Annotated in this window: 15 protein-coding genes; 2 read left to right on the top strand and 13 right to left on the bottom strand. The window is 62.5% G+C overall.

All coding sequences use genetic code 11. The annotated features are described in order from the left end of the window. A partial coding sequence (locus EN874_RS30110; RefSeq protein WP_135882240.1) for a formate--tetrahydrofolate ligase occupies positions 1 to 182 on the top strand: 182 nt, incomplete at its 5' end. Positions 183 to 632: 450 nt separating this feature from the next. Here EN874_RS30110 and EN874_RS30105 read toward each other — a convergent pair. The 9 genes from EN874_RS30105 to EN874_RS30065 all read right to left on the bottom strand — a co-directional run bounded on the left by EN874_RS30105 (position 633) and on the right by EN874_RS30065 (position 11375). Then, entirely contained in the window at positions 633 to 1262 is a 630-nt protein-coding gene (locus EN874_RS30105) for a sarcosine oxidase subunit gamma family protein (RefSeq protein ID WP_127428529.1), read from the bottom strand. Then, complete coding sequence (locus EN874_RS30100; protein WP_168247643.1) at positions 1255 to 4317, bottom strand: sarcosine oxidase subunit alpha family protein; 3063 nt, start codon at positions 4315 to 4317, stop codon at positions 1255 to 1257. Before EN874_RS30100 ends, EN874_RS30105 begins: the two co-directional genes overlap by 8 nt. After that, complete coding sequence (locus EN874_RS30095; RefSeq protein ID WP_127428531.1) at positions 4314 to 4622, bottom strand: sarcosine oxidase subunit delta; 309 nt, start codon at positions 4620 to 4622, stop codon at positions 4314 to 4316. Before EN874_RS30095 ends, EN874_RS30100 begins: the two co-directional genes overlap by 4 nt. A 16-nt stretch (positions 4623 to 4638) precedes the next feature. After that, positions 4639 to 5892 (bottom strand): sarcosine oxidase subunit beta family protein, encoded by a 1254-nt coding sequence (locus EN874_RS30090; protein WP_126085533.1) that lies wholly within the window; start codon positions 5890 to 5892, stop codon positions 4639 to 4641. 79 nt (positions 5893 to 5971) lie between these two features. Further along, positions 5972 to 7315 carry a type III glutamate--ammonia ligase gene (gene glnT, locus EN874_RS30085; RefSeq protein ID WP_127428532.1) on the bottom strand — a complete coding sequence of 448 codons (1344 nt, stop codon included), beginning with the start codon at positions 7313 to 7315 and terminating at the stop codon, positions 5972 to 5974. A gap of 26 nt (positions 7316 to 7341) precedes the next feature. Next, positions 7342 to 8670 carry an FMN-binding glutamate synthase family protein gene (locus EN874_RS30080; RefSeq protein ID WP_127428533.1) on the bottom strand — a complete coding sequence of 443 codons (1329 nt, stop codon included), beginning with the start codon at positions 8668 to 8670 and terminating at the stop codon, positions 7342 to 7344. An 8-nt stretch (positions 8671 to 8678) separates the two neighbouring features. After that, positions 8679 to 9377, bottom strand: a complete 699-nt coding sequence (locus tag EN874_RS30075; RefSeq protein WP_127428543.1) for a GXGXG domain-containing protein — start codon at positions 9375 to 9377, stop codon at positions 8679 to 8681. Positions 9378 to 9421: 44 nt separating this feature from the next. After that, positions 9422 to 10321: a glutamine amidotransferase family protein gene (locus EN874_RS30070; protein WP_126085536.1), complete on the bottom strand. Its 900-nt coding sequence runs from the start codon at positions 10319 to 10321 to the stop codon at positions 9422 to 9424. A 301-nt stretch (positions 10322 to 10622) separates the two neighbouring features. Further along, entirely contained in the window at positions 10623 to 11375 is a 753-nt protein-coding gene (locus tag EN874_RS30065) for an XRE family transcriptional regulator (protein ID WP_127428534.1), read from the bottom strand. Between the two features lie 807 nt (positions 11376 to 12182). Between EN874_RS30065 and EN874_RS30055 the strand changes: the two genes are divergently transcribed. After that, complete coding sequence (locus tag EN874_RS30055; protein WP_127428536.1) at positions 12183 to 12887, top strand: TetR/AcrR family transcriptional regulator; 705 nt, start codon at positions 12183 to 12185, stop codon at positions 12885 to 12887. Here EN874_RS30055 and EN874_RS30050 read toward each other — a convergent pair. From EN874_RS30050 to EN874_RS30030, 4 genes are all read right to left on the bottom strand, one after another. Then, the gene (locus EN874_RS30050) at positions 12817 to 14928 is read right to left on the bottom strand and encodes a N,N-dimethylformamidase beta subunit family domain-containing protein (RefSeq protein ID WP_128261487.1); all 2112 of its coding nucleotides are present in this window, start codon (positions 14926 to 14928) and stop codon (positions 12817 to 12819) included. The genes EN874_RS30055 and EN874_RS30050 overlap by 71 nt on opposite strands. Next, entirely contained in the window at positions 14925 to 15272 is a 348-nt protein-coding gene (locus EN874_RS30045; protein WP_127428538.1) for a hypothetical protein, read from the bottom strand. Before EN874_RS30045 ends, EN874_RS30050 begins: the two co-directional genes overlap by 4 nt. Then, positions 15269 to 16375, bottom strand: coding sequence for a polyamine ABC transporter substrate-binding protein (locus EN874_RS30040; RefSeq protein ID WP_127428539.1), 1107 nt, complete (start codon positions 16373 to 16375; stop codon positions 15269 to 15271). The genes EN874_RS30045 and EN874_RS30040 overlap by 4 nt, the downstream gene beginning before the upstream one ends. A 996-nt stretch (positions 16376 to 17371) precedes the next feature. Next, positions 17372 to 22201, bottom strand: a complete 4830-nt coding sequence (locus tag EN874_RS30030) for a YDG domain-containing protein (RefSeq protein WP_127428541.1) — start codon at positions 22199 to 22201, stop codon at positions 17372 to 17374. Between the last annotated feature and the right edge of the window lie 4 nt (positions 22202 to 22205).

Genomic DNA, 22205 nt, shown 5'->3' with positions numbered 1-22205 from the left:
CGAACCTGCGCGGCGCGCCGACCGGGCATACCGTGCCGGTGCGCGAGGTCAGGCTTTCGGCCGGCGCCGGCTTCGTCGTCATCATCTGCGGCGAGATCATGACCATGCCCGGCCTGCCCAAGGCGCCCTCCTCGGAAAAGATCTTCCTCAACGAGCAGGGTCAGATCGAAGGCCTGTTCTAGTGCGTTTCACCGTTTCACGGAAACGGCGAAACGCCCTATCTCCTTGTTTTTACGCAATTCCGGACGGAAAACCGCTCACACTTTTCCTGGAATTGCTCTAGGGAAATCCGCGCTCTCCCCAAGGCGCTAGACCACGAAGCGCCCTTCAAGTCTTGGCACATCGTGCCAAGACTTTCTTTTTGGAGTGGTTGCCAGGATGTCGGCCAGTGCGTTTCACCGTTTCACGGAAACGGCGAAACGGCCTATCTCCTTGCTTTTACGCAATTCCGGACGGAAAACCGCTCACACTTTTCTTTGCTCTCACACTTTTCTTTGCTCTCACACTTTTCTTTGCTCTAAGTCAGATCAACACAACAACAGCGAAACCACCGCTGCGCGGTCAATGCGCAACGGCGAACAGCCGCGTCGAAATGGGTTTGTCTCAGCCGAGGTGCAATCGGCTCAGCAGGACTATGCGGCGTGAGCCGAGGATGCCTGAACCCCATATTCAAGGGAAGAGTCCAGGACCGTATGCCAAAGGCTGTCGGCGAAGCTGGTGAAGACGAGCATGTTGAAGACGGCGTGTCCGTCCGTGCCATCAGCCCCGCGCCAGATATTCATCGCCGTATGGTCGATCGAGGTTGTCGCCGCGGCGCCCAGCGGAAACGCCTTGTCATCCAGGTCCAACGAGCAGAACTTCGCAAGCGCCTGGCGGGCGCGGGGTCCGCCAATCCGGATGAGGCATCGTCCGTCCGACTGATCGGAGAGCGACGCGATGCCGGCAAACGCCTTTGACACTTTGGCAAATTGTCCATCTGGCTGTCGTGCAGAGAAGACAATGAACTGGTCCGGGCCCGACCAGATCAGCGTAGCATTCCGGGCCACTGCAGCGCCGGGAGCGCGGGGCGGCTCAATGCCAAATAGCTTCTTGGCGGCCTTTGCGGTCTCGGCCGCTCTGCCGCGCCGCGCCATCACCTGAACCAGGCTGATGTCGCTCACCTCCTCCAGCGTGACACCTGCCTGCGTGCCGGCCACGCCGTGACGACCGGGGACGAGCGCCTTCTCCAGCGCCGATTGGGTGTTCCAGGAAAAATCAGCCACGCTGACGCACTCCTTCGGGATCGTAGAAGACCGGGCTGCAGATCTCGGCCTCGTAGTCCTCGCTCCGCAGCGGATCATGGATGCGAACGATCTCGCCGATGCGCTCGCGCCCGCGCTCGACCAGACCAAGACCGATCCACTGGTCAAGTACCGGCGAGAAGCAGACCGAGGTGACATAGCCTTGATCCGTTTTCGGGCCAGGGATCTCGCCCCTGGGGACAACGTGCGCGCCGGAACGCAGGCGCCGCGCCTTGTCCGTGGGCTTGACGCCAACGATCACCTGCCGGTTCGGCGCAACCAGCGCTTCGCGCCCGGCCATGACGCGGCCGATAAAGTCCTTCTTCTTGGACATCATCTTGCCAAGGCCAAGGTCGTCAGCGGTGGTCGTGCCATTGAGCTCGGGCCCGGCGACATGCCCCTTTTCGATGCGCATGACGCCGAGCGCTTCGGTGCCGTAAGGCGTTACGCCATAGGGCTTGCCAGCGATCATCAGGTTCTCTGCCATCGCCGCACCGTAGCGCGCCGGCACCGAAATCTCGAAGGCCATTTCGCCGGAGAACGAGATGCGGAACAGCCGAGCAATCACGCCACCGCGCAGCTTGACTTCACGGGCGCCCATGAATGGGAAGCCCTCGTTGGTGAGATCTTCCGACGGGTCGACCAGATCCTGCAGCAGCTTGCGGGCGTTCGGCCCAGCGATAGAGAACTGCGCCCACTGGTCGGTGGCACTGGTCAGTTGAACATCTAGGTCCGGGAACAATACCTGCCGGGAGAATTCCAGATGCTGCATCACCAGACCGGCCTTGGCAGTGGTGGTGGTGAGAAAATAGTGATCCTCGGCGAGCCGCGAGGTCGTGCCGTCGTCATAGACGATGCCATCTTCACGCAGCATCAGGCCATAGCGCGCCTTGCCCACGGCGAGAGAGGAAAAGGCGTTGATATAGACGCGATCGAGGAAGACACCTGCATCCGCGCCGCGGACGTCAACTTTGCCGAGCGTGGAGACGTCGCAGAAGCCGACGCCGTTGCGCACGGCCAGCACTTCGCGGTTTACCGACTCCAGCCAATCCTTCTCGCCGGCACGCGGGTACCATTGCGCACGCTTCCACAGCCCGGTGTCGACGAACACCGCGCCTTGCTTGGCGGCCCAATGATGCGACGGTGTCAACCGCCAGGCATGGAAGTTCTCGTCGCGATGATGGCCGGCGAAGGCGCCTATGGCGACGGGTGCGTAGGGCGGCCGGTAGATCGTCGTGCCGGTTTCCGGGATCGTGCGGCCGGTCGCTTCCGCCATGATTGCGAGGCCGTTGATGTTGGACGTCTTGCCCTGGTCGGTCGCCATTCCGAGCGTGGTGTAACGCTTCAAATGCTCGACGCTCTCGAAGCCTTCGCGCTGCGCCAGCGTCACGTCGGATGCGGTAACGTCGTGCTGGAAGTCGACGAACGCCTTGCCCTTGCCTTTGACATGCCAGAGCGGCGCGATTCCGTAGCCCTCTTCGTCGGCTTTCGATGCCTCCCCCGGCTTTCCGGCGGCACCGCATTCGGCGGCCGCCTTGGCACCCGCGCTATGCCCGTTGCGAAGGCAAGCGCCGAGTGAGAGCTCGCCATTGGCAGCACCAGCCGTGGCCATCCCCTTTGGCGCACCGCCCGGCACGAAGGCCGCAATGTCCTCGCGCCAGATCGGCTTGCCGCGATGGAAGCAAGATAAGCCGACATTCGGATTCCAGCCGCCCGAGACGGCAAGGCAATCGGCCTCGATCCGTTGCGCTTGACCGTTCCTGTTGTTGGTCACGACGATGCTGCGGACGCCGTCAACGCCGCCCTTTACATCGGACACGACGCCAGCAAGCACGCGCAGATCGTAAGTATCGACAAGCCTCTGGTATTGCCTCGGTATCTCACCGCGGGGGTCGATCACCGCCACGATATAGGCGCCAGCCCGCTGGATGGTCTCGACCGTGCGCCAGCCATCGTCATTGTTGGTAAACACCGCCACATGCTTGCCTGGCAGAGCCGCGAAGCGATTGACGTAGGTGCGGACAGCGGAGGCCATCATGACGCCTGGCCGATCATTGCCAGGAAAGACGATCGGCCGTTCAATCGCGCCGGCGGTCACCACCGAACGCTTGGCAACGATGCGCCAGATCCGCTGTCGCACCTGATGACGATCCGGCACCGGGACGTTGTCGCTGACGCGCTCGAGCGCGGCGTAGGTGCCACCGTCATAGACGCCGAACAAGGCCGTCCGGGTCATGATACGGACATTGGGCAAAGAAACGAGTTCGCGGGTCGTGCTACGCAGCCATTCTCTGGCATCCATGCCATCGATCTCGGCGCCATCGCCGAGCAGGCGACCGCCGAGCAGGGAATCTTCTTCAACGAGAATGACGCGCGACCCGGCGCGGCCAGCGGCAAGCGCCGCAGACAGGCCGGCGGGACCCGCACCGACGACGAGCACGTCGCAATGGGCCCAGGCCTTGTCGTAGTGGTCCGGATCCGGCAATTCGGCGCTCTTGCCGAGACCGGCGGCGCGGCGGATCATCGGCTCGTAGATGGACTCCCAGAACTTCGCCGGCCACATGAAGGTCTTGTAGTAGAAGCCGGCGACGAAAATCGGGGCGAACAACTGGTTGATCGACATCAAGTCGCGACGCAGCGACGGCCAGCGGTTCTGGCTGTTCGCGATCAACCCGTCATAGAGTTCCTGCGTGGTCGCCCGCGTGTTCGGCTCGCGCCGGGCGCCGGTGCGCATCTCGACGAGCGCGCTCGGCTCCTCCGAGCCGGCGGTGATGATGCCGCGCGGGCGGTGATACTTGAACGAACGCGCCACGAGCTTGACGCCGTTGGCGACGAGTGCCGAAGCCAGCGTGTCGCCGGCAAACCCGGTCATGGCCTTGCCGTCGAATGAAAACTGGAGCGGCGACCGGCGATCAATGATGCCGTCGCTGGGCAGCCGGTGTGACTGGCTGGCAGACGTGACAGCCGTGCGGATGTTGGCCTCCACCGGCGCTGTTCTGGCGAGTGGCTCGGATTGCGAATAGCCCGACATGGTCATTCTCCTGCCCGCGCCGCCAAGGCAGCGCCCGCGCCCGGGGCCGCCGTCACGGAAACAAATTCATGGGTGACGGTGTTGCGCTCGGCCACGAGCCAGGAACGGCAGCCGCCGCCGTGGTACCAATATTCGCGCATCACACCCGCCAGATTGTCACGCAGGTAGACGTAATCGTGGAAGGCATCCTCGACACGATCGGGGCTCTCCCCGCCGTCGACGGCGAAGTTGGGCCGCTTGGGCGAGGCATCGCCAAGATAGGTGAACTCGCCGTTCTCGCGCTCGCCGCAGAAAGGACATGCAATACGCATTCCACCGGTCTCTCTTTCAGTGAAGGTTCGGCTGGGCGCCCTGGCCCTTTTCATCGATCATCGCGCCACGGCGGAACCGGTCTAGGCGGAACAGCGCGGCCTCCGAATGCGGTTCGTCGCGCGCCAGAAGATGGGCGAACACGAGTCCCGATGCCGGCGTTGCCTTGAAGCCGCCGTAGCACCAGCCGGCGTTGAGATAGAGGCCGTCGACCGGTGTCTTGTCGATGATCGGCGTGCCGTCCATCGACATATCCATGATGCCGCCCCACTGCCGCAGCATGCGCACGCGGCCGATCATCGGCATGATGGCCATGCCGCCCTCGCAGACATCCTCCATGACCGGCATATTGCCGCGCTGCGCGTAGGAATTGTAGCCGTCGAGGTCGCCGCCGAAGACCAGCCCGCCTTTATCCGACTGGCTGACATAGAAGTGGCCGGCGCCGAAAGTGATGACACCCGGGATGAGCGGCTTGATAGCCTCGGAGACAAAGGCCTGCAGCACGTGGCTTTCGATCGGCAGCTTCATGCCGGCCATCGCGGCGACCCGCGACGAAGAGCCGGCGACCGCCATGCCGACCTTGCCGGCGCCGATCCTGCCGCGCGAGGTCTCGACGCCGGTCACCTTGCCGTTGGCGTCGCGCACGAAACCGGTGACCTCGCAATTCTGAATGATGTCGACGCCGCCTTCACTGGCGGCGCGCGCATAACCCCACACGACGGCATCATGGCGGGCGGTACCTGCGCGCCGCTGCAAGAGACCGCCCATGATCGGGAAGCGGGCATTGTTGTAGTTCAGGAACGGCAGTTCCTTGCGTATCTGCTCGGCGTCGAGCAACTCGGCATCGATGCCGTTGATGCGCATCGTGTTGCCGCGCCGCGCGAAGGCATCGCGCTGGGCATCGGAGTGATAAAGGTTGATGATGCCGCGCTGGCTGACCATCGTGTTGTAGTTGAGATCCTGCTCCATGCGCTCCCACAGCTTCATCGACAATTCGTAGAAGCCGGTGTTGCCGGGAAGGCCATAGTTTGAGCGGATGATGGTGGTGTTGCGGCCGGCATTGCCGGAGCCGATCCAGCCCTTTTCCAGCACTGCGACATTGCGGATGCCGTATTCGTGAGCGAGGAAGTAGGCCGTCGCCAGTCCGTGGCCGCCGCCGCCGATAATGACCACGTCATAGCGGCTCTTGGGTGCCGGATCGCGCCAAGCACGCGTCCATCCCTTGTGTCCGGACAGTGCTGCCTTGGCGAGCGAAAAGATCGAGTATTTCATCGCGTGTGTTCCGGCGAAATGTCGGTTGGTCCGGCCAGCGCCCAATCCGAAGATCGGGCGCCGAGCCTTGGAAAACAGCTTAGACGTCCAGCGTGTTGTCGCGCTCCCACTGGGTGAAGTGCGAGGCGTAGGCGTTCCACTCCTGGGTCTTGAGCTTGATGTAGGCGGCGGAAAATTCCTCGCCCATAGCAGCCTTCAACTCGGCGTCATCGTCATAGGCGCGAAGCGCGTCGAGCAGATTGAGCGGCAGCTTGGCGCCGTGCGTGACGGTGTGTCCGTCCTTGTACATGTCGATGTCGCTGCGTTGGCCCGGATCAGCCTTGGTGCGGATGCCGCTGAGCCCGGCGGCGATGATAGCCGCCTGCATCAGGTAGGGATTGGCAGCACCGTCAGGAAGGCGCAGTTCGAAGCGGCCGGGTCCGGGCACGCGCACCATATGGGTGCGGTTGTTGCCGGTCCAGGTCACCGTGTTCGGCGCCCAGGTCGCGCCGGAAACGGTGCGCGGCGCGTTGATGCGCTTGTAGGAATTGACCGTCGGGTTGGTGATCGCCGCCAGCGCAGAGGCGTGCTTCATAATGCCGCCCAGGAAGTGTCTGCCCTTTTCCGACAGACCCAACTCCATGTCCTTGTCTGCGAAAGCATTGGTCTTGCCGCCGAGATCCCATACCGAGATATGGGCATGGCAACCACTACCCGTGAGGCCCTGGAAGGGCTTCGGCATGAAGGTCGCGCGCAGGCCGTGCTTTTCGGCGATCGACTTGACCATGAATTTGAAGAAGGAGTGCTTGTCGGCTGTGGCCAGCACATCGTCGAATTGCCAATTCATCTCGAACTGGCCGTTCGCATCCTCATGGTCGTTCTGATAGGGCTGCCAGCCAAGGTCGAGCATGGCGTCGCAGATTTCGGCGATAACGTCATAGCGACGCATCACCGCCTGCTGGTCGTAGCAGGATTTCGAGGCCGTATCGTACTCGTCGCTGATCTGCTTACCGTCGGGCGTGACAAGGAAGAATTCCGGCTCGACGCCAGTCTTCACGCGCATGCCTTCCTTGGCGGCTTCGGCAACGAGCCGCTTCAGGGTATTGCGCGGCGCCTGAGCGACGCCCTTGCCCTCCATCAGGCAGTCCGAAGCGAGCCAGGCGACTTCCGGCTTCCACGGTAACTGTATCACCGACGAGGCATCCGGCACCGCCAGCATGTCGGGGTGCGCTGGCGTCAGGTCAAGCCAGGTGGCGAAGCCGGCGAAGCCGGCGCCCTCCTTCTGCATGTCCCCGATGGCCTGCGCCGGCACCAGCTTCGCGCGCTGGCCGCCGAACAGATCCGTATACGAGACCATGAAATACTTGACGTTGCGAACCCTTGCGAACTCTTGGAGATCAGCCCCCTCAGGCTGATCGATTTTGGCTTCAAAGGCCTTATTCATTGTCTACTGCTCCCATTCTTCTGGTTTTAGAAGCCACCCTGCCCTGGCACCCAATTCGTCCCCGCGAGCGGCACGCCGGCCATGGCCGCTGCTTCGATCGAAAGCGCGCAGAGATCCTCGGGCTCGAGATTGTGCAGGTGATTTTTGCCGCAGGCGCGGGCAATCGTCTGCGCCTCGAGCGTCATCACCTTCAGGTAGTTCGCCAGCCTCCGTCCGGCGACGACCGGGTCGACCCGCTTCATCAACTCGGGATCCTGCGTGGTGATGCCCGCCGGATCCTTGCCCTCATGCCAGTCGTCGTAGGCGCCGGCGGTCGTGCCAAGTTTTTGGTATTCGTCCTCCCAGTGTGGATCGTTGTCGCCGAGCGCGATCAACGCCGCGGTGCCAATCGAAACGGCATCGGCGCCAAGCGCGAGCGCCTTGGCGACATCGGCCCCGTTGCGGATGCCACCGGAGACGATGAGCTGGACCTTGCGATGCATGCCGAGGTCCTGCAGCGCCTTCACAGCGGGTCTGATGCAGGCAAGCGTCGGCTGGCCGACATGTTCGATGAACACTTCCTGGGTGGCGGCGGTGCCACCTTGCATGCCATCGAGCACCACGACGTCGGCGCCGGCCTTCACCGCAAGCGCGGTGTCGTAGTAGGGGCGAGCGCCGCCGACCTTGACGTAGATCGGCTTTTCCCAGTCGGTGATCTCGCGGATTTCGAGTATCTTGATCTCAAGGTCGTCAGGGCCGGTCCAGTCGGGATGACGGCAGGCTGAGCGCTGGTCAATGCCCTTGGGCAGGGTGCGCATTTCCGCGACGCGATCGGAGATCTTCTGGCCAAGCAGCATGCCGCCACCGCCGGGCTTGGCGCCCTGGCCAACGACGATCTCAATGGCGTCGGCGCGGCGCAGGTCACGCGGGTTCATACCGTAGCGCGACGGCAGGTATTGATAGACCAGTTGCCTGGAATGGCCGCGCTCTTCCTCGGTCATGCCGCCGTCGCCGGTGGTGGTCGAGGTGCCGGCGATGGTTGCGCCGCGGCCGAGCGCTTCCTTGGCCGGACCGGAAAGCGAGCCGAAGCTCATGCCGGCAATGGTGATCGGGATCTTCAGTTCGATCGGCTTCTTGGCGTGGCGCGAGCCCAGCACAACTGAGGTATCGCAGCGCTCGCGATAGCCTTCCAGCGGATAGCGCGAGATCGAGGCGCCGAGGAACAGCAGGTCGTCGAAATGCGGGACCTTGCGCTTGGCGCCGGAGCCACGGATGTCGTAGATGCCGGTTGCCGCGGCGCGGCGGATTTCCGACATCGCGTAATCGTCGAAGGTCGCTGACTTGCGCGGCGTCGTCGGAGGATTGTGGTAGGTCATGTTCGCCCTCAGTATGCGTCAGCGTTGTCGATGTTGAAATTATAGAGCGTACGAGCCGAGCCGTAGCGAGTGAACTCTTCCGGCTTGGCATCCTTGATGCCGGCACGGTCCAGCAGATCCTGCAGGAGCGCGATGTGCTCGGGACGCATCTCCTTTTTGATGCAATCCGCGCCCAGGCTCTTGACCTTGCCACGGACGAACAACCGTGCCTCATAGATCGAGTCGCCGAGCGCATCGCCGGCATCGCCGAGCACCACCAGGTTACCCGACTGGGCCATGAAGGCCGACATATGGCCGATGTTGCCGCGGACGACGATATCGATGCCCTTCATCGAGATGCCGCAGCGCGACGATGCGTTGCCTTCGATGACCAGCAGACCGCCGCGGCCGGTGGCGCCGGCATATTGGCTGGCATCGCCTTTGACCACGATCGAGCCCGACATCATGTTCTCGCCGACGCCCGGGCCCACGGACCCGTGCACGGTGATCAAGCCGCCGGCATTCATGCCGCCGCAATAGTAGCCGACGCTGCCGCGCACATCGATGGTGACAGGCTGGTCGACACCGACGGCGACGGAATGATTGCCTTTCGGATTGAGCACTTCCCAGGAGGTCTCGTTCGAGCCAGAGCCAAGATTGTGCAGCGCCTGATTGAGTTCGCGCAGCGAATTTTCGCCGAGGTCGAAGACACGCCGCGCGAAGTCCATTTCACGCGATGGCGCCGTGGCAACATTCGAAATATTCATGATCCTCAGTGCTCCCAGAAGTATACGGTGGACGGCTCCGGTTCCCAAACCCTCGCATTGTCAATGCCGGGCAAGTTGGCGAGCGCGCGGTATTCGGACCCGAAGGCGACATACTGGTCGGTCTCGGCCATCACGGCGGGCTTGCAGGAGATCGGATCGCGCACCACACCGAAGCCGTTCTTGGTGCCGACCACGAAGGTGAAGAAGCCGTCGAGGTCGTCGAGGCTGCTCTGCAGCGCCTCGCCGAGGTTCTGTCCATGAGCGATTTTGGACGAGAGATAGGCGGCGGCGACTTCGGTGTCGTTCTCGGTCTCGAAGCGCATGCCGTCGCGGATCAGCTCACGGCGAAGATTGTTATGGTTCGAAAGCGAGCCGTTGTGCACCAGGCACTGGTCCGGGCCGGTCGAGAAGGGATGCGCGCCCAGTGTGGTCACGGCGGATTCGGTCGCCATGCGCGTGTGGCCGATGCCGTGGCTGCCGGCCATCTTCGTCAAGTCGAACCGCTTGACCACATCGGCCGGCAAGCCGACTTCCTTGTAGATTTCTATCGCCTCGCCGGCACCCATGACACGCACATTCGGGCGCAGTTCGGCGATCGCGGCGCGGGCTTCGTCGAGCTTGCCGGTGGGGATGTCGAGGACGGCGTGGGTCGACTTCACCGTCGACGAAACCGTGGTTCCGATCTTCTTGCCAAGCTCGGCTTCGAGACCCGGGAAATCCGCTGCGGGAGCCGCAGACTGGATGGTGATCTTGGCACGCCCCTTTCCTGCTGCGCCGTCATAAATGGCTATGCCGGCGCTGTCGGGACCGCGGTCGGTCAATGAGACCAGCATTTCCGACAGAAGGGCGCCCAGTCGCGGCTCAAGTGATTTGTCTTTCAGAAAGAGTCCAACAATCCCACACATCCCGGTCACCTCGATTGATTGCTACCTATCGCAATGCCTAGCAGGTTCCCTATTGCAATTCAACTGTCATGAATTTTTTTTTCCTCTAGAAAAACACAGCCTCGCTGAAGCCGGCCACGATCCGAGACCCTCATGTTGAATGTCACCGGTCTGGCGGAGATGCGCGAAGTCTGCCGCAAGCGCGGTCAAGGCAGTGAGCGGTACCGAGGCGCGTAGTTTGACGCGGACACTGGACGCGCGACGGTGCCTGCGCGGCCCGCGCGTTCATAAATAGCCGGTATTGCAATAATGGCCGATTGCGTCAGCCGTTTCCGCGCCCGTGGGGATAGGAGATGATTGACAAATATCGTATGGGCAAATGCGTCAATTCTTCAGGACCGTGCGGCGCGTCGGCATCGAAAAACAAACTGTCACCTGGCGTCATCCGGTAAAGATTGTTTCCATGGCGATACACGACCTCGCCTTCCAGCATGTAGAGGAACTCCATGCCGTCGTGCTGGAAGGTCGGGAAGACGTCGGAGTCTTCGGTCAGCGTTATGAGATAGGGTTCGACGACAACACCGCTCGAATCCGAACCGATATGACCTAGCAACGTATACTGGTGCCCGGCACGCGTGCCGCGCCGTTCGACGTCGACGCCCGATCCCGCCTTAACGAAGACGGCCTTCCGCTCTTCTTCAAAGCGGCGAAAAAATGCGGTCACCGGCACGCCTAGCGCGCGCGATAGCGCCTGCAGCGTGGTCAAGGATGGCGAGGTGATGCCATTCTCGATCTTGGACAGCATCCCGATCGAAAGGCCCGTGGTGCTCGCGATATCGGCAACGGTTATGCCTAGTTTCTTGCGAAAGGCGCGAACCTCGTGGCCAATCGCGACCTCGAGCACGTTCTCGCGGGTGTCGCGAACCGCATGGGGGTCCTGACTGAGAGGCTTGCCACGCGGCGGTGGCGGCGGGCTGACGATTGCCGGTCCCACCACTTTGACGGAGGTTAGCACGTTGCCGCCCTTTTTTTCCGCCTTTACCGCCTGCCTTTTACCCGCCTTAGCCGTTGCCATGTTCACTGCCGTTCGCTGATTCATTTTACCAACAGTAAATATTTTCTGCTGGAGATACAACGCAGGATAATTGGCGAGAAGCGACGCCTGAGCGCCTCGAGGCCGAGGCTACTGCATTAGCGGTATCTGCAGGTCAGCGACATTTGTTCCCGTAGCCCCCGTCAGGAGCAAATCGCCTGAAGTCGCCAATGCAGCGTAGGAATCGTTGTTGCCCAGATGGGCTTCCGGCTTGCAGCCACGCCGGCGCATCCGTTCTGTTGATCCGGAATCGACAAGGGCGCCTGACGCGTCCGTCGGTCCGTCCCGACCGTCGGTGCCGCCGCTGAGAAAGACCCAGGGACGCGGGATCGGTTCTCGTTCATTGAGAAGGGCAAACCGAAGAGCCAGTTCCTGGTTGCGTCCGCCTCTCCCGCGGCCCATAAAGAGGGTCCTCCCGAAAGACTTCGCAGACAAAGTGCCCTGCCGAAACCATGATCGAGATTCCCCATCCGGTCACAACACCTGTCCAGATAGACTTTGTGAGCCTGCTGGCATTGGGCGGAGCCTACACTTTCAGAAACGCCGACGCGCTATCGGATAGGTCAGGCCTTGGGCTGATCGCTCGACTGCAACTGTGACGCAAAAGAGTGCAGGGTAAACGGTGTGCTTGAGCAAACTATCGGCACTGCCGCATAATTACGATGTTAAACGTCGGCCAGGCCGCAGGACATTCGAGGTGCAGCAGGTGGCCGCGCTTCCGTCGACATCGCTGGGAGCCAGATACCGAGCTCGCTTGACGCTGTCGTTTCGCTTGCCTAATCCACTTCCATGTCAAAGACGGAAGATTCCAAGGAAGGGCGGCGACCAGCGCATCGCGTCCGTGCCGTCCCAGACACGCCTCGGCGCGAGGAAAAGCGCGCCGAGCGCCGCCGACAATTGATCGAAGCCGCCCTGGAAGCAATCGCAGAGCGTGGATTTGCGGCCTGCACCGTTTACGACATCGCCCGGCACGCCGGCCTCTCCCATGGTCTGGTCAACTTCCATTTCGACAGCAAGGAAAGCCTGTTCGAGTGCGTGATCGACATGCTGGCCGCAGAGTTTCGCGCGGCCTGGCAGCTTGCCTTGCAGCATTCAAAAGCCGGCACGGTGGAGCGCGTGAAGGCGCTGGCGTTGGCTCCATTGGACAAGGCGATCTGCTCGCGCAGCAAGCTGTCGGTCTGGTTTGCCTTTTGGGGAGAGGCCGGGCCGCGTCGGCGCTACCGCGAGATAAGCCTCGAATTGGAACGAGAATATCTCGCTGCCCTGACCGAGGCGCTGCGGCAGGCAACCGGGCATGCCGCATCCGACGCCGCAACCGACGCAAGCCTGATCAGCGGCTTGTGCGACTCTCTTTGGTTGGAGATGCATCTTGGCCAGGGCGCCTTGTCAGTTCAGGCCGCCAGGCTGCGGATGACCAAGGGGCTCACCCGTCTCCTCCCGGACCTGAAGCCGGGGGGAAAGCGAACGGCCTCGGATCACCAAAGCGCCGGATAGCGTTTTCAGTTAACCGACCGACATCGGTCCGTCCCTGCTCAGCGGCCATCGCCGCTCCCCAGGCGATCGAGCCCGTGGAGAAGACCGCACCCCCGGCCGGTGTTTCGAAGAAGGTCAGGTCTGCCCTGACCCTGGCGTTCACGTCGCCCGTGGTCGCCGAATGCAGGAATACCACTTCCTCCGGCGCAAGGTAGTAGCCGGCTCCCAGCATGGTGGACGATGCGACCACGAGAGCATGATCGGGCGTGCCCAACTCCGGGTCGGCGGCATCGACCTCCTGCCCGGCCGCTCCCGGATGCGCGTCGCAGGGGGCGCCGAGGACGTCGCCGTGAACGCCTTCAAAGGCGAAGGCCACGCGCGGGTCGCGCGCTGCGTCGGTAAGCCTGTAGCCTGCTCCACGGTCCCAGCCGTCGGCGACCATGCCGACCCCGACCAGACCTTGCGGCGGCCTGCCGAGCCGGCGCCAGAGGCCGCCGCGTTCGCCGTTGAACTGCATGTGATATTCGGCCGGTTCGGCCTCGTTGTAGCGCGCGCCCGATTCCGCCCGGCGAAGCTCCATCAGCCAGGGACGGTCCTGCGCGATAGCCACGCGCCAGTAAAACCCATTGCCGCCGAGATAGATGAGGCGGCCGCCACGGTCGAGGAAAGCGACCAGGGCGTCCCATTCGCACGTGGAGAGGTATTCCGGATGGGTCCCGGTGATGAGGACACGACAACCGTCCAGCGCCGACACCCCCTCATTGTGAAGCAGGTCGTCGGTCACGATATCGTGGTCGATTTCGCGAGCGTGCAGGAAGGCCGTGATGCTGGTATCGGCATTATAGGACCAGTTGCTGGTGTCGGGCGTCATGTTGAGGATCGGCCGCCGGCGCGTCGTCACATAAATTGGATGACCGTCGACATGCCGGTCATAGTGTGACGCCCCGAGTTCCGGCATATGCTGCAGGGTCTGCAGTTCCTCGTCGAGGACCGGCAGGGCGCTCAGCTCCGAGATTTCGTATTCCGGGCTTTCAAGGGCGATCCGGTGATTGGCATAGGCATGATAGGTGAAAGTTGAGGCGAGCAAGGCGACTGGCCTGCATGGCGCCGCCCGAGCAGGGTTCACGAAGAACGGAACGTAGGTCGTCTCGGTCGATCCTCTTGCGCGCAGCGCGTAGGAGCCGCTCTCGAAACCCGGCGGGATGACCCAACTCGCGCTGGCTTCCCATCGGGCATCCTCGAGGTCGTCGCTGTGGAAATGAACGGCGTCATAGAGAGCCTGGTCTTCCGCCGGCGAGAACGCCTGTCCCGCCCAGTTGGGACCGGGCACGCCGCGCGTCGGTGCGTTGACCAACCTTGCGTCGACCTTCGCGGTACCCCGGTTGGTGAGTTGGTCGCAGTCGAGGCGATCGCGGAAGTCGAGGGCAATATCCGGACTCGACTCATCGGCGCCCCACAGCCGGAATCCCGAGACGACCCCGTCGAGTGCCGAACTGCCGTCGGTCTTTGCGCCAAGCGACAGGCTTTGGATGCCTTGCCAGCCAAGCGGCAGGGGTATGGAAATCGTGCTGGCCGGCCCGGCAGACGCTGTTTCCACCGTGACGACAGCCGACTGCTCGATCGCATCCAGCACGATGCGAACGGAGTGCCATTTACCGCGCCCCATTCGCTGGCAGGCCACCCGATTTGGCCCCCTCGCGCCTTCGAGCGCCAAGCTGCCACCCGCATCGCGCCACAAACGCAAAGTGCCCGTATCCAAGATGCAGGCCAGCGCATCGCGTGTCGGCTTGACGCTGAAAGCCACGGTCACGCCACGTTGGGCGAATCCGTCCTGCATGGTCAAGGTCAGGTAGGATCCGGTCCGGATCGGCTGATTGGCTACCGGCCGCGACCCCAGCGTTGCGCCGGGAATCGGTCGCAGGTCAAGCGCTGCCGGCGCTCCGTTGATGACACGCACAATGTCTAGCGAGACGGTCTCTTCCGGCTCGCTGGACAGGAAAAAATCGACGGTATCGCCGGGTCTGAGCGACCATTGGCTGGCATAGCCCAGAAGACGTTTCATGCTTGATGCATAGTCCCCTGGCATGAGCCCGCGTCCGGCGGCACTTGTCCAAATAATTGTCGCCAGCGGATAGCGAAGGCTGCCGTTTCGGCCTCGTGGAGCGACGCGAAGCTCTCGTCGCTGAGGAACTCCAGCGGTCGTCCCCTGCCCGACAATCCCACCAGGCGGTAGCCTGCCGGACACTCGATCGCCGCCACCCATGGCATTGTCGTTCGCGACCGCATCACCTTCAGCAGGCGCGCCAGTTCGGGACAGTACGGGCCGCCGGGGTTTCGCATGAATTCATCGAAAAGCTCACGCAGCGGCCGCAGATCGAGCCGCTCGACAACCGACACGCCGCTCATTGCTGGGTGGCAATGCGCGTCCACATGCGGGTCATCGCGCGGGTCACTGCATTGTCGTACATGGTGATCGTGTAGAGCCGGTTCATGACCTGATCCCCTGGATAGACGGTCGGATCGTTGACCATGGCCGGATCGATCCTGTCCTTAGCCGCAAGGTTGCCGCTGGCATAACGAACGTAGTTGCTGATCTGGGCCGCGATCTCAGGGCGCATGATGAAGTTCAGGAACTGGTGCGCCTCGTCGGGGTGAGGCGCATCTGCCGGGATGGCAACGCTGTCGAACCAGATTTGCCCGCCTTCCCTGGGTAGTATGTAGGCAACGTTGATCGGCTTGGTGTCGAGGCCCTTGGCCGCTTCGAGCGCACGGTCGCGCGCCTGCAGGATGTCGCCGGACCAGCCGATCGCGATGCAGATGTCTCCTGTCGCCAGACCCTCAATATAGGCCGACGAGGTGAAGTTGCGGATATAGGGACGGACCTTGGCGACGACGTCGGCGGCCTTCTGCAGATCATCGACATTCTTCGAGTTCGGATCGAGGCCGAGATAGTTCAATGCCGCCGGCAGCACATCGTCGGGCGCGTCGAGCATCGTGACGCCGCAGCCCTGAAGCTTGGCCATGTTGGCGGGATCGAATACCAGGCTCCAGCTGTCGGGAACGCTTCCGAGCGCGGCCTTGACCTTGTCGACGTTCACGCCGATGCCAGTGGTGCCCCACATCAGGTTGATGGCGTAGCGGTTGCCCGGATCGTAAATCTCCATCCGCTTCATAAGCGCGGGCCACAGGTTTTTCTCATTCGCGAGCTTCGACCTGTCCAGCGGCTGATAGACGCCGGCCAGGATTTGGCGCTGAAGGAAATAGGCCGAGGGAACGACGATATCGTAGCCGGTCCTTCCAGCCAGGAGCTTGGTCTCCAGGATCTTGTTGTCGTCATAGACGTCATAGACGACCTTGATGCCTGTCTCAGCCGTAAACTGGTCCAGAACCTTCGGATCGATGTAGTCCGACCAGTTGTAGATGTTGACCACCCTTTCCTGGGCCGCCGCGGAGAAGGTCATGGCAACGGCGATGACGAGCGAAAAGCCCCACAATCGCGGGATTAGCATCGGTATTCCCCTAAGCTATTTTTTATCTGTCCATCCAAATAAACCATGTGGCTCGCCAGATTGTCAAGTCATGGTCCCCGCGCTCTTGGTCGACATGTTCGGGAATGTGCGTGCTCCGGCGGAGGTCCATTCGCCGGAGCCCCCGAACCTCAATTGTCGGGAGGCCCTGGCAGGCATGCGTGACTTCCAGCTGCCCGGGCGTTTCACCCGTGCGAAGTCGAAGCCCTGGCTGAACAAATCGAAGTTGGTCGAGGTCGCCTGCCAAGGTAGATCCTAGAAAGGGCGCGCGGCAGTCAAGAATACCAACATCGTGGTCACCGAGAACCTCATGGGCAGAGAGCACCGCCTCGCTCGCAAGGACTCCGATAGAGGTCTCGCTCGTCTCGTCAGACGGAAAGCAACACGCAAAGGGCTGCTCCATGCCTCGCCGATCAAGCCGTGGTCGGTATCGGTACCTGTCCGCGGACAGGATCTCTTTCGCAAGTTCGGCTGCCTAGGCATACCCGATTTTCGGTACCAATGCCGTGATGTGGGCTGTCGAACCCTCAAGGTTAGCCAATCGCAGCCAGCTGAACCGGTATCTCTCCGGCTGCTCGACGCCGCGGCCGCCGCTGATCCGCAGGGATCTGCGACTATTTCGGCGTAGAGAATCACGAGATCCGTTTGCCGCAGTCCGACTTCGCGGCGATCGTCAAGCTGAAGGGGCTCGCTTCCGACAGCCTATCGCGCACGCATTTCGACCGCATAGCGGCGCGAAACGATCCGCGCATCTTTCCAGCTTACCGGCACCTTCTTCGAATATTGTTGGTCGATGTCGACGCCCGGCCGGATCATCCGCGGCCTGGTCGGCTTTGGAGGCGCGGCGCCGCCCCTGCGGGCGCGGCGCCAGTTCGCCGATCTTCGCCCGCGCAATCGAGCGGATCGCGCTCCTCGCCGCGGCTTGGTACGGGGCGGTGAAGGCCCCAAGGCAGGGGAGATCGGTTCCAGGCACCACAGTCATAGGCAAGGCATTGTGAAGTTCGCCCCGAGGCTCGATGAAGAAGGCGGGTCACCCCTTGAGACTGCGGCAGGCTTGGCTATTCGCGAGACCCCAGCCAGGAAGGCATTCACGTCTCGTCGAGAGCAGCTTCCGGGATACAGATTCGAGGAGACTTCAACCAGCACAGGAGCGGGATTGAGCAGCAGGGACGTGGGGCCGTCGAACCCGTAGTTCCGAGATCGCTCGAGTTGGTCGGGCAAAAGGACAGAATTAGGGCTTGCAGCAATGTCCGCCTCGGTGAAAGCCGTGTCGTTGAGGAGAACGTAGTTACCAGCATCAACCCCACCCAGCGAGAGGCTGGAAATGGTCACGGTCTTGCTCCTACCAACTGCGGCGGTATCGAACGCGCCCTCGGCCGACGCGACCGTAAGCCGATCTCCAGCGATCATGCCAACAAAGCCCGCGCCGGACGTGTCGAGCACGGCGGCGGTCGATCCGTCGTAGATCTTGCTCGCGGCGGCGATCCCGATAACCCCGGTAATGACGGCCCGCCCGATGTCGGCGGTCGTTTTCGCCGTCGCGTCGGCCAGCGTGTAGTTTCGAGCGTCGGCGCTGCCGAGCGTCAGGCCGGTGACATTGACCGTTTTACCCGCCCCGGCGTTTTTGTCGGTGAAGGCGCCGATGGCGGTCGCGACCGTCAGGGTGTCGCCGGAGACCATGCCGGTGAAGCCGGCGCCGGACGTGTCAAGCTCGGCGGCAGTCGTGCTGTCATAGGTCTTGCTCGCGGCGGCGATACCGGTGACGGACGTGATGATCGCCCTGGCGATATCCACGCTGTACGTGCCGCCGGCAAGCGTATAGTTGGAAGCGAGGCCCGTGCCGTCGCCCAGCGTAAGCGTCCCCAGCGATACGACCTTGTCCGCCCCGGCATTCTTGTCCGACAGGCTGCCTGCGCCGTAAAGCGTCAGCACCTCGCCATTGGCGAGATTGTCGAGGGTGAAGGTCGCTGCTGCGACATCCGTTGTTCCATCGTAGGTGCGTCCGCCGGAAAGCGAGATTACACGCTGCACGATAGTGAGCCCGCCGGTGCCATAATCGACATAATAATCCCCCGCCGAACCCGTCGAATAGGCGAGCGAAATCATGTCGGCACCCGACCAGCCGTAGGTGCCCACACCGGTCGCGGCGGTGATCGCGCCGCCCCAGTTCAGAGCAACGTTACCGACGCCGATGCCGTCCAGCGCAAGACCGCCAAGGTTTGGATCGGCATCGCCATAGGTGCGGGAAAGATCACCCGTCAGGCGGACATAGTAGTCGTAGAGCGACGTATCGGTGAGCCCGCGCAGGAGCGGAGCGCCGCCGCTGCGGGGGGTCCCCCAAATTTCCGAGAAATTCCAACCCGCGTCGATGAAGGTGAAGGGGTTGTTCATCCCGCCCGCGATCAGGCCCACGCCCTTGCCTGCGTCGGATTGCCCAGTGCCCGACAGGCTATAGAAACTGGCGGTTACCGTGCCCGCGTTCCGGCCCACCAGACCGCCGGTGTTCGATGTTCCGTCGACGTTGCCTGCCGCATAGCTGGTCGCAATCGTGCCAGAGGACTCGTTGGTCCCCGCCAAGCCACCAATGTCATCGGCGCCGCTGACGCTGCCCGTGGCGAAGCTGTTGCGGACCGTGCCGGTGGTGATGGTCCCCACCAGACCACCTACGCTGGAGTCACCTTGAACACTGGTGCTGGCAAAGCTGTTTTCCAGGGTGCCGGAGAGTGTGCCCACCAGCGCGCCCACATGGTGGTTGCCTTTGACGGAGCCGCCTTGAAGCCCCACGTTACGTACCGCGCCGCCCTCACCGACCCAGCCGAACAGACCAATGTGATCGTCCGACGTCTGCGCACCCGGCCGGTCGATGACCAGACCGGCAATCGTGTGGCCATCCCCATCGAATGTCCCGACGAAGGTGGACAAGGCCCCGCCGATCGGCACGAAGCCTCTCACGGGAGAGCCGTTGGTCGCCCGCATGGTCGCCCACATGTCGGAGCGCGTGCCATCAGTGAACACCGTCCCGAAATCAATGTCGTTGGTCAGCACGTAATCCGCGCCGAGATCCATGGCCATCAGCTGCAATTGATGGGTATTGGTGATGGTAGTGGAATATTCCCATCGTCCGAAGGGGCGGGTGTAGCCATCCACCATGAACCAGTCGGCGGAGAAATCGAAAGCGCCGTAACTGGCCTGTGTCAGCGCCTGCGTCGTGGTCAGGCCGGTGGCGCCGCACGTGTGGGCGCTGCCAGTGCCGCAAGCGCTGAATTGATACGTGGTATCGGTATCCCAGAAGCTGTTTTCGACTGTCGCGCCGTTGCTGCCCACCAGTCCGCCCACAACATCCGCGACACTTGCAACAACATTGCCTGTGGCATAGCTGTTTCTGATCGTGCCGCCAAAAATGTTATCGCCCACAAGCCCGCCCACAACCGCGTGGCCTTGCACGTCACCTGTGGCATAGGAATTGGCAATAGTGCTGGTATCATTCTGGCCAGCCAGTCCGCCGACCCAGTCGTTGCCCGATACTGTGCCTGTCGCGTATGCCTGCTCGATTGTTGCATAAGAATTGACACCTACCAGCCCGCCAACATAGGCACCCCCATTCCCTTCCACATTGCCTGTTGCATAGCTGTTGCGGATGGTGGTCTGAGAGCTGCGTCCGACCAATCCGCCGGCAAAGCTGAAGTTGCCGTCCGTATCGGTCACGTTGCCGGAGGCATGGCTTGTCTCGATGGTGGCCTGACTGCTGCTCCCCACCAGTCCACCGATTCTGCTGATGCCGCTCGCGTTGCCGGTGGCATGACTGTTGCGAATGGTACCGCTGTGGCCACCCACCAGTCCGCCGACATCGGATGTGCCGCTCACCTCGCTGCCGGCGTAGCTGTCCTCGATCAGGGCCGTATTGGAGCCCGCCAGTCCGCCGACACTGGAGGTTCCGCTTACATTGCCGTCAGCATGGCTGCCCTTGATCACGCCAATATTGCTGCCCACCAGTCCGCCGACACGGGGGCCGCCGTTCACATCGGCGGCGGCATAGCTGTTGCTGATCACGCCACCCCAGTTAAGGCCGACCAGGGCTCCGGTTCGCTCGCCCCCGGTGATGGAAGCGCCCGTAAGGCTCGCGTTGCGGATGGCAGCCGACTCTCCCATGACGCCGAACAGGCCGACATACTGAACACCCGGACGATTGATATAGAGGTTGGAGATGGTATGCCCCAGGCCATCGAAGGTACCGCTGAACAGATTGATGAGACCGGCGCCGATCGGCTCGAAGCCCGCGCCGCTGTGCCAGGTGCTGGTGTCGCTGGCGTCGATATCGGCGCCCAGCACATAGTTGCCGGAGAGGTTGTTCTTGATGCCTTGCAGGCTGGTCGTGCCGGGTTCTCCCGCCGCGCCCAGGGAGGTGATGATCGTGTAATCGATTGTCGCCCCATCCGATCCCAGCTTGGTGGAGAAGCTGCCAGTGGAGGCGAGGCTGACGGGAGCTTTGACGCTGTAAGTAGCCGTGTTGCCGGAGGCCGCTGCGCCTTGGCCGTATTCGAGAGCGAGCCCGGCCGTTCCGGAGGCACGCATGGCTGCGTTGATCTCGATATCGCGGTCGGCGGAGAGCGTGAGCCTGTTGGCGGACCACGCGACTGTGTCGTTGACGAAGATGTCGCCATTGCCCGGCGTCGCGCCATTGGCGCTTTCTATGGTGATGTTGGTGCTGGCCAGCAGGCTGGAAAGCGCCGCGCCCGTGATGTCGCCGCCGGTCGCGGCAATGGTGTAGTCGTTGGGATCGATTAGCCAGGTGCCGGTGGCGCCGTCGACGGCGTTGGTGGTGATGACCGCCCCTTCCGTGACCGTAACCTTCTTCGCCGAAGTCTCGATGAATCCGCCATCACCGCCTTTCGGCGCCGACGCGTCGAGCTTGCCCGTGACCTTGACCTCGCCGTTCTTCATATCACCAAGCAGCAGGATGCGCCCGTTCTTCCTGGCAAGGGTCTTGGCTTGCACGGTACCGGAATTGTTGACGACGCCTTTCATGGCCTCGCTCGCCCCCTTTGCGGTGAGGAGCGCCGTTCCCCCGTCAGCCTTGATCAGCCCCTTGTTCTCGACCAGCGTCTTCACGGTCGAAGCCTTGACTTCGACGGAGAGAAGTCCGTCACCGTCGAAGTCAAGGAGCACGTCGGTGCCCGCCGCCAGGGCCGTGTCGCCGGTGATCGTGCCAGCATTGGTGACGGTGGGCGAAATCAGCGCGACGACATTGCCGGAGATGCTGCCCTGATTGCTGATCGAGCCGCCGGAGCCCTTTAAATTATAGTTCCCCGCCAGAAAATCCGCATTGGAAATGCCGAGCGTCGAGGCGACGAATCCGCCTGTCCGCACCCGGCCCGTGGCACCGATGGCGATGCCATTCGGATTGACGAGGAAGACCTGCCCATTGGCGTTGAGGTTCCCAAGGATCCGGCTGGGGTTCTGGCCGACGACCCGGTTGAGCGCCACGGACGATGCGCCCGGCTGATTGAAGGTGACCGAATTGCCGGCTCCGATAGAGAAGCTCCCCCAATTGGCGATCATCCTCCCCGTGGACTGATTGATCGTCATGGTATTGCCGGACTGGCTGATGGTTCCCGAACCTGAAACGATCCGTCCGCCCGCCGGCAATTCCTGCGCCCAGGCCGACGTCGTCAGCATCGTGGTGGCCGCAAGTGCGGCGGCAAATCGGCGTTTACCGCTTTTCTTCCCCTGCGCGCCGCGTGCGCATTCGGGCACGACGATGATGCAGCCAAGCGTCTTCGACCAGATATGCTTGTAGACCCTGTTCATTTCC

The organism is Mesorhizobium sp. M1D.F.Ca.ET.231.01.1.1 (assembly GCF_003999155.2).
GTDB lineage: Bacteria > Pseudomonadota > Alphaproteobacteria > Rhizobiales > Rhizobiaceae > Mesorhizobium.
The sequence above is the reverse complement of the archived record's forward strand: the minus strand, read 5'-3'. Positions and strand labels throughout refer to the sequence as shown.

Coding starts and splice junctions, on each gene's coding strand:
- EN874_RS30100 (WP_168247643.1), bottom strand. CDS start 4,317: ATGACCATGTCGGGCTATTCGCAATCCGAGCCACTCGCCAGAACAGCG.
- EN874_RS30045 (WP_127428538.1), bottom strand. CDS start 15,272: ATGAGCGGCGTGTCGGTTGTCGAGCGGCTCGATCTGCGGCCGCTGCGT.
- EN874_RS30050 (WP_128261487.1), bottom strand. CDS start 14,928: ATGAAACGTCTTCTGGGCTATGCCAGCCAATGGTCGCTCAGACCCGGC.
- EN874_RS30080 (WP_127428533.1), bottom strand. CDS start 8,670: ATGACCTACCACAATCCTCCGACGACGCCGCGCAAGTCAGCGACCTTC.
- EN874_RS30075 (WP_127428543.1), bottom strand. CDS start 9,377: ATGGACTTCGCGCGGCGTGTCTTCGACCTCGGCGAAAATTCGCTGCGC.
- EN874_RS30065 (WP_127428534.1), bottom strand. CDS start 11,375: ATGGCAACGGCTAAGGCGGGTAAAAGGCAGGCGGTAAAGGCGGAAAAA.
- EN874_RS30055 (WP_127428536.1), top strand. CDS start 12,183: ATGTCAAAGACGGAAGATTCCAAGGAAGGGCGGCGACCAGCGCATCGC.
- EN874_RS30040 (WP_127428539.1), bottom strand. CDS start 16,375: ATGCTAATCCCGCGATTGTGGGGCTTTTCGCTCGTCATCGCCGTTGCC.
- EN874_RS30070 (WP_126085536.1), bottom strand. CDS start 10,321: ATGTGTGGGATTGTTGGACTCTTTCTGAAAGACAAATCACTTGAGCCG.
- EN874_RS30095 (WP_127428531.1), bottom strand. CDS start 4,622: ATGCGTATTGCATGTCCTTTCTGCGGCGAGCGCGAGAACGGCGAGTTC.
- glnT (WP_127428532.1), bottom strand. CDS start 7,315: ATGAATAAGGCCTTTGAAGCCAAAATCGATCAGCCTGAGGGGGCTGAT.
- EN874_RS30030 (WP_127428541.1), bottom strand. CDS start 22,201: ATGAACAGGGTCTACAAGCATATCTGGTCGAAGACGCTTGGCTGCATC.
- EN874_RS30090 (WP_126085533.1), bottom strand. CDS start 5,892: ATGAAATACTCGATCTTTTCGCTCGCCAAGGCAGCACTGTCCGGACAC.